This window comes from Methanobrevibacter sp., assembly GCF_045646205.1.
GTDB lineage: Archaea > Methanobacteriota > Methanobacteria > Methanobacteriales > Methanobacteriaceae > Methanocatella.
In genome coordinates, this window is the sequence record NZ_JAZRKF010000035.1 from 1 (window position 1) to 13,731 (window position 13,731).

9 protein-coding genes are annotated in these 13,731 nt (G+C 35.0%); 4 read left to right on the top strand and 5 right to left on the bottom strand.

Annotated elements, in window-relative coordinates; all coding sequences use genetic code 11:
• Nucleotides 1-710: 710 nt before the first annotated feature.
• Entirely contained in the window at nt 711-3,725 is a 3,015-nt protein-coding gene (locus tag ACKI44_RS07015) for a hypothetical protein (RefSeq protein WP_407422889.1), read from the bottom strand.
• 307 nt (nt 3,726-4,032) lie between these two features.
• Nucleotides 4,033-5,175 (bottom strand): metallophosphoesterase, encoded by a 1,143-nt coding sequence (locus ACKI44_RS07020; RefSeq protein ID WP_407422891.1) that lies wholly within the window; start codon nt 5,173-5,175, stop codon nt 4,033-4,035.
• Nucleotides 5,176-5,355: 180 nt separating this feature from the next.
• On the opposite strand from ACKI44_RS07020, the gene ACKI44_RS07025 reads away from it, so the two are divergent.
• The gene (locus tag ACKI44_RS07025) at nt 5,356-6,567 is read left to right on the top strand and encodes an MFS transporter (RefSeq protein WP_407422893.1); all 1,212 of its coding nucleotides are present in this window, start codon (nt 5,356-5,358) and stop codon (nt 6,565-6,567) included.
• Between the two features lie 74 nt (nt 6,568-6,641).
• Entirely contained in the window at nt 6,642-6,827 is a 186-nt protein-coding gene (locus tag ACKI44_RS07030) for a 4-oxalocrotonate tautomerase family protein (protein ID WP_407422895.1), read from the top strand.
• 5 nt (nt 6,828-6,832) lie between these two features.
• On the opposite strand, the gene ACKI44_RS07035 is transcribed toward ACKI44_RS07030, so the two are convergent.
• A complete protein-coding gene (locus ACKI44_RS07035) occupies nt 6,833-7,237 on the bottom strand; it encodes a winged helix-turn-helix transcriptional regulator (RefSeq protein WP_407422897.1) in 405 nt (134 codons plus the stop codon).
• 70 nt (nt 7,238-7,307) lie between these two features.
• Nucleotides 7,308-7,559, bottom strand: coding sequence for a hypothetical protein (locus tag ACKI44_RS07040; protein WP_407422899.1), 252 nt, complete (start codon nt 7,557-7,559; stop codon nt 7,308-7,310).
• Nucleotides 7,560-7,705: 146 nt separating this feature from the next.
• On the opposite strand from ACKI44_RS07040, the gene ACKI44_RS07045 reads away from it, so the two are divergent.
• Together ACKI44_RS07045 and ACKI44_RS07050 are read left to right on the top strand one after the other, a co-directional pair.
• Nucleotides 7,706-9,694 carry an ABC transporter transmembrane domain-containing protein gene (locus ACKI44_RS07045; RefSeq protein ID WP_407422901.1) on the top strand — a complete coding sequence of 663 codons (1,989 nt, stop codon included), beginning with the start codon at nt 7,706-7,708 and terminating at the stop codon, nt 9,692-9,694.
• 110 nt (nt 9,695-9,804) lie between these two features.
• A complete protein-coding gene (locus ACKI44_RS07050) occupies nt 9,805-11,076 on the top strand; it encodes an STAS domain-containing protein (protein WP_407422903.1) in 1,272 nt (423 codons plus the stop codon).
• Between the two features lie 379 nt (nt 11,077-11,455).
• On the opposite strand, the gene ACKI44_RS07055 is transcribed toward ACKI44_RS07050, so the two are convergent.
• Nucleotides 11,456-13,726: an ABC transporter permease gene (locus ACKI44_RS07055; RefSeq protein ID WP_407422905.1), complete on the bottom strand. Its 2,271-nt coding sequence runs from the start codon at nt 13,724-13,726 to the stop codon at nt 11,456-11,458.
• Nucleotides 13,727-13,731: the final 5 nt, after the last annotated feature.

The window sequence follows — 13,731 nt, forward strand, 5'->3', positions numbered from 1 at the left end:
AGACTCCTTTTGAATATCTATACAAGTAAGACTTTAGTTTTCTCATTTTCTTATAAACTATGCTCGAGCCGCTTGTGGTGAAAGCCACACGGGCGGTTCCTCGGAGAGAAGGGAGGAGTAATCCTCCTAACTTATCCAACCCCATCATGATAGGGATGTCAATTCCAGTATTAATATCCTCAGAAGAGGTTTAGAACTCGCCGGGGCGGCGGGGCAGTAAAATTCCAAAATATAATTTTTTGGTTTGCGAATCCCCGTCGTCTCAACGGCGGGGAAGTTCAATATTCTTCACTTAATTTAACAGTTCTTTATGTGGGTTGATACTAAATATTATAATCTACGAGCTAAGCGTACTAAATATTTTGTATAGTATGTGGGCAAAATCCATTGTACATAAATTGCGCGTTATTTAATATATTAATCATTAATATTAAGTTAACCCTTAATTTATTTAATATAACTTATTTTATGATTTTGTTAAGCGTATATGTTTATATTTTTAAAAAGTAAGTCTTTTTTTAGGGATTGATTTGGCCTTTAGCAGGTATTTATATTTTGTATACTTTTTTCAGTATATTGATTTGCATTTCGATGAACTCGGTGTTCATTATCGATGGGGCATCGGAATTGTCCATTTGGTTTTTTCGTCGTAGTTTCTATTTTACATTGTTTTTTCTTAAAAAAGATGAAAAAAGCGATTTCTCGCTTGCCTAATTGGTGAAGTAATAGTATAATCCTCCGAGAGTACCAACTATGGATACGCCAATGCATGTTGCAGCCCATGCCAATCCTGGCCTGAAGCTGTTTGTCCACCCCTGAATATCAAAATCGAAAGCCCATAATTCATTTCTGATTTCACCCATGGCTCCCCCCATATATCCGCCCAGTGCACCTGAAATGCTTGAGCCGATGATAAGATTCAGGCAGGTTCCGAGCCTGTCATGGTTTATGTCGTAAGTGAGAGTATTGATACATGCAGAAAATCCTGTACCTATTGCCGCACCGAGGCATGCCCCTACTGCAAGACCGACTAGCGGGTTGGCGGTAACAAGACCCACAGCGACTCCAACAAGGAAGCTTGAAGCATAGCTGAATACTGTAATTATGGTACTGTCAGTGACGGACAGACTGTTCGGAAACTCGACATGAGGACATTCACCGGTACAGTTGATCAGTACGCCATCATAGATTACCTTACCGCCGTCGCCGACACAGATGTCATCTCCTTCACCGTATGCCTCATTTCCTTTGAAAATACAATCCTGAATTGTCAGGATTCCCTGGTTGAATATTGCAGCTCCGTTTTTTGCATAGTTGTTTGTAAATGAGCAGTTGATGCAGGTAAGCATTCCAGTGTTGAGTATTCCTGCTCCCCAGTCCCTGTCGATGATGTAGTCCATCCTGTTGTTGTTGAAGCTTAACAATATGAACATGCACTGTCCGCCCAGATTTTCAACTGCAGTATTGAATCCTTCAATGGTAATGTTGGTTGCGCCCACTGCATGGCCTTCCTTTAAAGCAACCCATTTGTCCTCTTTCCCATCATCATAAGAACCTTTGATAACAGAACCTGCTCCGTTGACGTTTAACACATCAAAAATTGATGATTTGAGGTCCCATGTTGAATTGCATTCGATTGTAAGTGCTTTGGTAAATATGACATCCAATGCGTATGTCACAGGCTCTTTTCTTGCAACGTTGTTTGCAAATCCCATGTCCCATTCGAATATTCCCATTACGGGAGTTATAGGAGCCACGCTGCAGAATGTATTCTTGACGGTATTGATGTAATCGGCAGAGCTTGAAATATAAACTGTTTTGGTTATTGTGAAACTGGTTTCATAGTCGTTTGCCCTCAGTTTGGAAAATACATCGCTGAATGTGTAGTTGAAGATGTTTTTAAAGAGATATGTCTGTGAATATGTGATGTTGTGCTCATCATACACTACTGATATGGTAAAATCGAAGATTCCAGTTACGTTATTATAGTTGCATTTATAGTATGTGTTGTCGTTGAGGTAGTTTATTCCTCCTTTCATGATGGAAGCGTAAATCGGCTTTGAGATTTCATAATACTTTTCTCCCACCCATCTGTAGTATCCGTTTCCTGAAAACTGTTCAATGTCTATATTATAGCTTGTTGCACCTTCGTCGATGACAGGTACCGCATTGTCGAAACTGATGTTTTCAAGGGTAATGTTCTTGCGCTTGTGGTCTATGAAGATTGCTTCGCCAGTTAAGAGTGAAGAACAGTTCAAGAATATGCTGTTGCTGATGATGTTGTTTTGCCCGCTTATGACAATCGCACCACCAGCTACACTTGCTGTGTTGTTTATGAAAATACAGTTGTCGATGAGCCCGTCATTTCCTGTCCAGGTTACTGCGCCACAGTTTCTTACATGGTTTCCAGTGAATGCACAGTCTGTAATGGAACCGTTGTCACCCTTCCAGTTGACGAAGCTGGCGCTTCCGTATCCTGCAGGCTCATCAATGTCGAAAATCATTGCGTTTATGTTGACGTTGTTTCCCATAACCCAAATGATGGAATTTGCCATTTCGTCTCTGCAGTGGATTCTATGGCCGTTACCGTTGATTGTCACATTGTTTGCCATTATAGGATAGAAATGGCAAGTGTAGTCGAAGTAATAGTCCCTTGTTAGATTGTATACGTCACCGTCCTTGAGGTTTTTGGTGACTTCAAGAAAATCGTCGTATCTTCCTTCAGGAATTTCCGGGTAAATTTGCTTGTCGCCATCCATCACTCTGCATTGACCTTCAACATGGATGTCGTTTATGTAATCATTGCTGTTGTAGAAAAAGCAGTCGTTCATTTCGAATGTCATCTCTTCGCCGCTTTCGTCAAAGTTCTTGAAAAAGATTGCATCAAGGTAATGTGAATAGGAGTCCTTCATTATGCAGCTGCTTATTGTGTTGTTGTATCCGCTGATGAAAACGGATCCTCCACGGTCTGCGGTGTTTTCATTAAAGTAGCAGTTGTCTATTTTTCCGTTGTCTGCAATCCAGTATATTGCTCCGCCGTCAACTCCAGCATTGTCGTCGAATCTGCAGTTTGATATTGTCCCGTTGTCCCCGTGCCATTCGATAGGGCTTGTCACTTTTGTGTAGCCGTCTCCATAGCGGTTATATTTGGAATTGCAGTAGTCTGTATTGGTTGAGCGGAAGTTTGCGATGTGCAGGTTCATAATTGTTACGTTGTTTCCTAAAATCTTGAAGAGCGCAAAGTATCTGTTGCATCCATTTCCGTTTATTGTATGGCCGTTACCATTAATAAAGACATTGTCTGAATAGATGTTTATTATGCGATTTTTTGAAAGGGTGCTGTCGCAGTTATCGATTAGATAATCTCTTGTGATGTTGTAGACCTCTCCAGGATTGAGGTTTTCTATGTCATCTCTAAGGTTGTTGTATGTTGCATGGGATGTTTGTAAGTCTTTCCCATCCTCTGTCGTGTTGGCGGTCGGATTGGTCCTGGCTAAAATAACTGCAGGTTCACATTCTAAATTTTCTATTTCAAAATCTCCTCCATCTGCAAGGACAATGTCTTCGATATCGCTTTGATTCATGTATTGCCTGTTGTCAATGTCTGCTGCATGGATGCATGACACACCTGCGATAAGACATATGAATGCAATCAGCAAAAATAGTGGCCCGATTTTTTTAGTGTTATGTGTAATTTTAATTCCTCCGAAAATATAGCCATTCAAACTATTACTATATAAAAGTTTTTATATAAATATTTTCGAAAGTTAGTGACTACTTGCATTTAGTTTTTGAAAAAGAGTAATATTTGAACAAATATGTAAGTAAATGCTTGCATGCATTGATTTTGAAGTGATTGGATAATTTTTTAAAAAGGAGTTGAAAAATCAGTCGTTGACGAAATAGCTACAGAGCTAGTATTATTGCAATAGGATTGGGAAAATTCACATTTCACATGAAATATGCAGTGTAATCATTAATTATAGATAGTTTAATTATCCTAATCTTATGATAGTGTGTTTAGATGTAATTTTAATTAATATTGATTAATACATATTCGCATTTAGCTTCATTTCTCATTGACCATCCCCAACCTGTCAAACCTGATGATACTATTAGTTTCATTTTTCCAAAATGAAATTCCCCATAAACTAAATGGCCCATTAAACTTTCAAAAATTGAATATGGGAATAGCTGTCCGCCATGAGTATGGCCGGAAAGTTGTAAATCAGCACCTTGCTGTGAATTTTCTTCATAGTTAATAGGCTGGTGATCTAAAACAACAACATATTTGGACAAATCACTTTCGTTAAGTATTTTACCGGTGTCAATTCTATTATTTTTACCCTCCCACTGTGCATCGCTTCTACCTACCAGAACAATGTCATCATTGATTGATGTTTTTTCATCATTTAAAATTTTTATTCCATTATCATTTATTGATTTATTCAATTCTTCATCACTGAATGTTCTATTTCCATTTTCATAGTCCATTGAATCTGGTTGCGTATCGTGATTTCCAAAGATATAATATGTGCCGTATGTTGAATTGATTTTCCCTAATTCTTTAAATATTTCATTCATGTCTTCTTTGGAGGTTCTTTCATCGACAATATCTCCACCCAAAATAACCATATCTGGTTTTAAATCATTTATTTTGGAAATGCTTTCTTTAACTAATTGTGGATTTTGAACAGTTCCATAATGAATATCACTAACCCAAACAATGGAATAAGATCCGTTATTTATCTTATCTGTAGTCAAATTATATTCTGTTAATTCAATATGGTTCATTCCGTAAACGCCACTAATTATTATAATTGCAAAAATAACCAACGCTAAAATGCCTTTTTTATGGTACTGTGGGATGAAATTTAAATATTTGTCCTTAAGTAAATATTTCCATATTATTCTTATCACATCTGCAATTACGGATGATAAAAATAAGTATAAAGTTAATATGGCGGCATTTGACCATATATTTAAACAGCATATAAATGCTAAAATCGGAATAATGAAATTTATGGTTAATTTTTTATTTTTCGATAAGTTACTATTGTTTAAAGCATATTTAACTCTAAAAAATGCGTAAAATCCAATAATAATACCCCATATAACTCCGATAAATAAATATTCTGGATAATATCCTAATGTGAAGAAATGTATTGGGTTCATAATCATATTTATGATATAATTGGATAAATAGGTTATGCATTATTTAGTTCATCAAAAGTGTCACTGGATTTTAATTTCAGATTGCAGTAGAAATATTTTTTAAAGTAACTTCAAATCTTTGTTTTAGATGGCATTGATGCCACATTATCTTTAAATATGAATTTTCATTTAGATTAATCTATGAAAATGAATGTTAATAATGAAACTGTTAGGATGACCACATTTTTGGCGGCCTTGTTTGCTGTATGTTCTGGTCTTGCAATTGGAAATCTGTATTGGGCTCAGCCCCTGCTGGTTGAGATTACTAATGCATTTGGGCTTTCACCTGCCAGTGGTGGACTGCTTGTAACAGCAACCCAAATAGGGTATGCATTGGGAATTTTGTTTATTGTACCTTTAGGGGATTTTGTTCGAAGAAAAAGATTAATCGCTATCGTAATGGTCTTGTCCATTGTTACTTTGCTTGCATGTGCATTGTCTCCTTCATTTGTAATATTGGCACTGTCACTGTTCAGCATGGGTATTGTAACAATTTCTGGTCAGGTCATATTGCCTTTGGCAGGTGATTTGAGCAGTCCTGAAGAGCGTGGGCATATTGTTGGAATCGTGGCTTCAGGAATAACATCAGGAATACTCTTTTCAAGATTTGTAAGTGGCATTCTTGCAGGAATGTGGGGCTGGAGATCTGTATATCTGATTGCAGCAATATTGAATTTGGTTATGGTTATGGTGATGATTTATGTTCTGCCGGACATTCCAAGAAAAAACAAGCTGGAATCATACAGTGGCCTTATAGTCAGCGTATTTACAACTTTTAAAAGACATGGCACTTTATTTAGGATTTTGCTTCACAGCGGATTATTGTTCGGTTTGGTTTTTAACATATTCTGGACTTCACTGACATTTTTATTGTCAGGTGAACCATTCAATTACAATACTTTCCAGATTGGTCTTGTTAGTCTCGCTGGCCTTGTTGCAGCAGTATGTGGGCTGTACTTCGGCAAACTGCAGGATAATGGTTTGGGCGTGCCGGCTTTAGGAGTATTTGTATTCATGATTATCGCAACAATGGTCTGTGGGTTGATGTTTTCAGATTCAATAATTGCCATTGTCGTCATTGCTGCTGTATTTTCAATAGGTGTTCAGGGAATAACTGTCCTGTCCCAGGCAAGGTTATTTGCCCTGTCCAATGAGGAGAGAAGCAGACTGAATACTGTTTTTGTTGTTAACAATTTCATTTTTGGTGCTATTGGAAGTGCATTGGCTTCATTTTTATGGTCACTTGGCGGATGGTCATATGTAATGATGGGTGCGATTTTAATTTCAGTAATTGCGCTGGTTGTGTGGGTATCATCAAGAAAAGCATTTCATGAAGTCGACAGTGCAGTTTAAAGGTGGCATTGATGCCACAATAATCTTTTATATGCTTAATTTAAAGTTATTAGTATAAAATGGAGGTAATTAATATGCCAGTAATAAGTTTTGATATCGTAGAATTGGAAAAAGAACAGAAAGAAATATTAGCTAAAGAGTTTTCAGAATCCGCTTCAAGGGTAACTGGTTTGCCGATTGATATGATTTATGTCTTGTTCAATGAAAGAAAGGCGGACAATGTCGGTGTTGGCGGAGTTCTTTTAAGTAATCAAGAATAAAATTATTATTCTTGATTCAAATCCAATATTTCAAAATACATTTCCTTTAATTCTTCTTTTTCATGATCATTGTAGTGTTCATTATTTTCATCGTTGTTTAATGCGAATAATAGGAGTTCGTAGAATACTTTGTTTAGTGAGTGTCCCTTTTCTGTCAGATGATATGTGATTTCATCATTTTCATCAAGTCTTTTGATAAGACCGTTTTTTTCCATGGTTTTCAGACATCTTGTCAGTGATTTATTGTCCAGTGTTTTTCTGTTTGTCTGGAATTCGTTGAAGTGTGTTTTTCCTAAAAACAGGTCTCTTAGGATATGCAGTGTCCATTTGTTGCTTATGTCCTTGATTGCATCTTCAACAGGATTTCTCTCGTATTTTTTCTCATAATACTTTAACTTTTTAGCATCCATATTAATAAATTTGATGTTGAACTTTTTAATGGTTCTCATTGATTAAATTAAAGATGTCATGTTTCTATAACTAATTACTCCATTTTCTGGACAATGCTTTATCATTGAAGACTGTTTTTTCTTGGCATTCAGTTACTTCACTTATATTTTCCCTGAAAAATTTCAGGCAGTAATCTTTTTTCGGACTGAAGTTGTCACAGTTCAAGTGAATGTTTTCTTTGCAGTTATCACAGTTTATGTCAGTGTCTGTTTTGTTTTTACAGTATAATTCATTGTTTTCGGTAAAACGATATTCACAATCTTTAAACACTATATTATCCATTATTTCACCTCTTTAAATAATTCCTGGGGAAATATTCATTTCAAACATTATATAATATTTTTTTTCTTTTACTTAATTAACTTATGTTTAAGATTAAGTTGCATTAAGAGGATAATGTTTTATTATTTAAAAATTAAATTAATATTATGAAAAAGTTTTTGAGTGTTGCATTAAAATTCCAATGGAAAACAATATTAATTATTTTTGTATTGCTGATTATTCAGACATTCTTTCAAATGGAAATAATTGATTTGTTTAGTGTGGCTCTGTCTGGAGTTAAAAATCAGAAAATCGATTTGCTTTTCAAATCTGGATTATACATGTTAGTGTATACTGTCTTTGCTATGATTTCCATTTATGCCGTTTCGTTTCTCTCAACAAGAGTGGCTTCAAACGCAGCATACACTATCCGTGAGAAAATCTTTCATATTCTAATGAACTTGCCCGATGAGGAAATTGCCAAATTTAAAATTTCAGGGCTAACTACACGGTCAACCAGAGGGATGTCCTCAGAACAGGGGTTTATAGTGATAATACTCACACAGTTAATGCTGGTTCCGGTTACACTTGTAGCAATTATTTATGAAATAGCATTGATTGATACGACTTATGCGATTTTCTTCTTGTCATTTATCGGCGTCATCACTTTAATCGTAATTTTTAGAATGAAACAAATTGTTAAAATCTTTTTCAGAGCTAAAAAGACATATGGAAAGTTAAACCAGATGTTTTTGTCCAAAATCAGTAATATTGCCAACAGGATTCAAATTAATAAACAGGAGAATGATGCTGAATTTGAAAAGGCATGTGAAAATTCCTATGATAAAAACGTTAAGTATCTCTTAAGCCAATATTACCTCGGACCAGTATTAATATGGGCTTTATATTCTATTGTTCTGATTACATTTGCAATGATTAATGCCGGTTACACCATAGGCTTTGAAACTGACAGTGTAGTCGATTCATTTATTATTCTGATATATGTTGCTTACTTCGTTTCTACCTTGTCATTTGTTCCAGCTTTTATTGATCGCTGGCCACGTGCATTTGCCACTTCCGTGCGTTTAGAGGAAGTCCTGAATATTGAAGATAAAATCATAAAATCTGAAAACACAAATGATAATCCAAAAGAAATAGAAATTGTTGAGGAGGATATTGAATTTGAGGATAAGGGCGTTTGGGCTGAAAGAAAAGACCTCTTCCAAAAATTCCGCATAATATTGAAAGACGATAAGCCTAAAGTAATAATATCAATGATTTTACTTACCGCATCTACACTGTGTATGGTTTATGCGCCTAAAGTCGCAGGAAAGACAGTTGATTTATTGAGTTCTAACGTGAATTCATCTAACGACCTTGCCATCTATACTAATATTGCCTTGTTGCTGGTATTATATTCTGTAGGATATCTGTTTAAGTTGACTCCAAAGAGAATCATGGGAATTACCGGTGAAAAGGTTGCCTATAATTTAAGAATGAAATTATTTGACAAGATTGAGATTATCGGTTCAGACTTCATTCAGGAAAATTCAAAGGGTCAGGTTCTATCCAGATTGAACAATGATGTGATGAACATCAGGGAATTTGTCTCTTCCCGTATTTCTGAAATTTTTGCGCAAATCCTTTCTATAATCCTTGTAGTGGTATTGATTTTGATGACGGACGTTAGATTGAGCTTGATATATCTGATTATATTGCCGATTCAGGTCATCTGCTTTTATATTTGTGACGTTAAATCTAAAGCTCATTATGATGGTCATCAAAAGCAGCTGGGTCGATTGATGAGCTATTTCGAAAGAGGACTGTCAAATCGTCATCCATTCCATGAAAAAGGATTTAAAAAAATGAATCAAACTGTAATTGACAATTATATCAAATCCAGAAATGTCACTAATTTTATGGATCCTATTACAACCCTTTTAACAAATGTAGGTAAGATAACTGTTTATATTGCGGGTGTTTACTTTTTATCAGTTAATGAAATACAGCTGGGAACTTTATTGGCATTTATTATGTATGGACAATTAATGACAAAGCCTATTAAGAAACTAAGTACCTCGATGGCTTCTATTGAAACTGCATTTTCAAGCATCAAAAGGTTATTTGCGATTATTGACTATCAAAAAGATGAATAATTTAATTTTACTCCTCTTGATGCGGGATGTAGTCTTCTTTTTTATAGCAGCGAAAGAGAAAATATTATTGTTTAATCTGGTGAAACATTGATATATTCAATAGGGATATTATGGACAATACGTTTAATTTTGAAGGAATAAAAATTAATCAAGACTTATTGGAAAGAACAAATCCCATATTTAATACAGCAAGGATGACTCTTTATCAATTGGCCGCTGCAGGTCATGATGATGCTAAGGCTATGGCTGAAAGGCTGAATCTTACTAGGGAAGATACACAGGATAGTAAGACCGTCAAGGCCGATGACGATGACCTTTTTATCAACAGCATTATTATGGATGTAAGGTACTTTACTAGTGGAAAACTTGCTGAGGAATCCGGTTTTACGGTGGTTGACTTGCCGTGCGGTTTCACACCTAGAGCCCTTGAATTTGCAAAAAATGGTAAGAAATTTGTTGGAATGGACCTTCCTGCAACAATTAATGAAATTGAACCAGCTATTATGTCATTGCTAGATGAAGATCAAAAAAAGCGGGTCAGTTTCGAAGGTGTGGATGTAACTAATTATCCATCCCTTAAGTCTGCATTTGACAAGATTGACGGAAAGGTATGCATAACAACAGAAGGACTCGTGATGTATCTTACAGATTCTGAGATGGATGTCATGTGTGATAATATCAAGAAAATCCTTGCGGAGCATGGTGGATATTGGATTACTCTTGATCCGGAGATATCTCTTCTCTATGTTTTGATAATGAAAGCTTTTTATGGCGACAGAACAAGAGAACTTATGTATCAGATGAGATATAGAATAGAAGATAAATCTGGTGTAAAGGCAGTACAGAATACCATGAATATTCGTGTCGTAGGGGATGTTCAGGAGAATATGGAGAATGCAATTAATTATATTGCCTCTAAGGGATTTAAACTAGAAAGAATTCCATATGCTGAGCATTTGCCTGAGTTTAAAAGTTTAGAAAATGCGGACCCTAAGATTGTGGCTCAGATTAAGGAAGGCCTTGGGAGAGTATGTATATGGAAGATTACAGTTGACGAATCAGTTAAGGCGGATATTTCTGATGCCAAGGTGGGTTCTTTTAATGCAGATGCATCAATTGATGGTAATAGGCTTAATTTAATCTTATCTGGAAATCTAGATACATTAAGTGCACCTAATCTTCTTGCTAATTATGAGAAGATTAAAGAAGATAATACTATCAACAGTGTCTTCATTGATTGTTCTAAATTGGAATATATATCATCTGCGGGTCTTCGTGTTCTTCTTATTATGCAAAATGACTGTGAATGCGGAGTTATAATGAAGTCATGTAATGAAACGGTCATTGAAGATTTATCAGATACAGATATAATGATTAAATAAAATAATAATGGAAGAGACAAGAAAAAAACGAAGCATTCATTAATTATTTTATTTAATTTTATGATTTTATAAAATATTAATGTTATCATGTAGTTGACATTCCAAAGTTCCATTCGAATTAATAACTTTAAAATACTTCAACATACGCATAATTATTTAATAGTTTTTGTGTCTTAATATAATTTAATTTATCATTAATGCGTTTATATTAATACAATTTTTGCACCTGCATACTGAATAATTAAAAAAATTATGTAGATATGAGTTATATCTATCGTTCAGATATTTACATTATATTGAGTTAAATATCCCTCGGTAATGCAAGTTATATGCATAGTGATGAAAATAATTAATTGGATGGGACTAATATTTCATTTCACTATTCAGCACCCTTTAGTGATTCAACAATATCCAATTTATTGATTTTGCGTGAAAACATTAGGTTCACGGCTATTGACAAGGTAAATGTTATTGCGGCAGTCAATAAAACATTTGTAATGGTTAATGAAGGGATTATGTAAAATGTATCTCCTGAAGACTCCCACATCAATCCTAAAATGTATAAACCTAAAGGTATTCCCAATATAAATCCAATTGATGTAAAGAATAGGTTTTGTGTCAATAGTAATCTTCTTAAGTCATTGCTTTTGAATCCCAGTACCTTAAGGGTTGAAATTTCTCTTTCAATTTCCGTAAATGTCATCAGTCCGAGATTATATAATACTATGATTGCTAAAACGCAAGCAAAGAATATCAGAACGTAAATTATAAGCCACATTGTCTCAGTTATTTCATCCCAACTTTTTTCAATGTCTGTCATTGTATTGATAGTTTTAATTCCTTCAAATGTTTTATTCATATGTTCGGAGGTTATGATGCTTGTAGGAGTGTAATTCAAACCCAATTCATCTACTTTATCTGGAGACATGATAATGCCTTGTGATATTGGATCTGCATGGATTTTGTCTATTTTCGTGTTGATCCATTTGTCTGAACCCATAATATGCCATTTGACTGTATCGCCAACACTAACTCCCAGCATGTCTGCCATCTTTTGTGAAATTGATATTTCATTGTTTTTAAGTTCTATTCTATTCCAATCCTTATCTGTTGGTGTTATTAGATTGGTATCATTTAAAACAAGAAGCGACCCCGATTTTTTCAGTGTATCTGATTCGATTTCAATGGAACCTTCCATTATTTTTTCACCATTAACTTCATTAGTTGCATTCTCAATTTGTGATGATAATGCGTCTTCATCAATCACCAGTTTTGAGTCATAATGGTCAATTTGAGTGTATTTCCATTCTTTTTCATCGTTTAATCCATCATACAATCCGAATGCACCGACTAAAAGTGCACTGCAACCCATAACTCCTATGATAGTCATCAATCCTCGAAATTTATTTCTTTTAGCATCCCTGTAATTCCAGCGGATATTAAATGACAATCTCTTCCAGATCTTTAGTTTTTCTATAAACCCTGAAGTGGATACCTTTGGGGCTTTTGGTTTTATTGCATCTGAGGGCTTTTCATTTGAAATGCTTGAAACAGCAGAGTATGAAACATAAAGCGAAAATATGACTATTAAAACAATTAAAAATGCAAAATTAATGCTCCATGCAGGACTCCATAATGGAAGTTGATATGTTCTAATCATTGATGGATAAAAAAGCTGGGGCATTGTCCTGGGCCCTAAAATCAAACCCAAAATCGATCCAATTAGAACCATCCAAAAGCCATAGGATATATAATGCAGTAAAATTGTTTTGTTTTTAAAGCCATTGGCTTTTAATATGCCTATCTGATTGCGTTGATGTGCCATTATTCGGGTCATTGTTGTTAAAAGGATTAGCATTGTAATTATGATGAATACTACTGGAAAAATGTCAGCCATCATTTTGTGTTTTGTAATTTCCTGTGAAAATTGGTTGACGCTTGGATGATTTGCCCTGTCCATAAATGAATTGTAATATCCATTTAAACGATAATCCACTAAATTACCATAAGTTTCTGCTTTACCTGTAAATTTTACATTCAAGACATTATATGGGACAGTATCCTCTGGAAATGCTTTATAGGACAAGTAAGCAAAGCCGATCTTGCTATGGTCAGGGGTCATTGAATATGATGATGCCTGGTAAACATATTCTGGTGAATATCCTAATCCCTTAATTTCTTTTTCGATTTTATATCCTTCAGATTCAAAGCTAATGTTGTCTCCAACTTTCAAGCCTTTGGCATCAGCAAAACCCTTATCAAGCCAAACTCCATTGGAATCATTAATGTCTAATGATTCACCTTCAATTAAATAGAATTTGGATATTGTATTGTTTTCAACGAAATGCAGCGTTATCTCAGGATTATTTTCAAAGTCCGCTACAGAATCAACAACTAACTGCCTTTCCATTTGTGTAGTTGCACCTAAATTCCACACTTGTTCCAGAAACAAATCATTTAGGTAAGGGGAATAAATCCAGCCGTCGGCCAAGTTGGTGTCCTCATAAAAATTGTCTACATTGACCTCAAGACCTACACATTCGCCACTGATACCTGTAAAAAGAAAGACTCCTAAAAATGCCATTAAAAAGATGGATATGAATTGGATTTTGTGTTTCATTATGTCTCTTATCATCTTTTTTCCAAGCATTTTTT

Bases quoted from the DNA above. Each gene is read 5' to 3' on its own strand.
- ACKI44_RS07020 (WP_407422891.1), bottom strand. From the start codon at position 5,175: ATGAACCCAATACATTTCTTCACATTAGGATATTATCCAGAATATTTA.
- ACKI44_RS07025 (WP_407422893.1), top strand. From the start codon at position 5,356: ATGAAAATGAATGTTAATAATGAAACTGTTAGGATGACCACATTTTTG.
- ACKI44_RS07030 (WP_407422895.1), top strand. From the start codon at position 6,642: ATGCCAGTAATAAGTTTTGATATCGTAGAATTGGAAAAAGAACAGAAA.
- ACKI44_RS07035 (WP_407422897.1), bottom strand. From the start codon at position 7,237: ATGGATGCTAAAAAGTTAAAGTATTATGAGAAAAAATACGAGAGAAAT.
- ACKI44_RS07040 (WP_407422899.1), bottom strand. From the start codon at position 7,559: ATGGATAATATAGTGTTTAAAGATTGTGAATATCGTTTTACCGAAAAC.
- ACKI44_RS07045 (WP_407422901.1), top strand. From the start codon at position 7,706: ATGAAAAAGTTTTTGAGTGTTGCATTAAAATTCCAATGGAAAACAATA.
- ACKI44_RS07050 (WP_407422903.1), top strand. From the start codon at position 9,805: ATGGACAATACGTTTAATTTTGAAGGAATAAAAATTAATCAAGACTTA.
- ACKI44_RS07055 (WP_407422905.1), bottom strand. From the start codon at position 13,726: ATGCTTGGAAAAAAGATGATAAGAGACATAATGAAACACAAAATCCAA.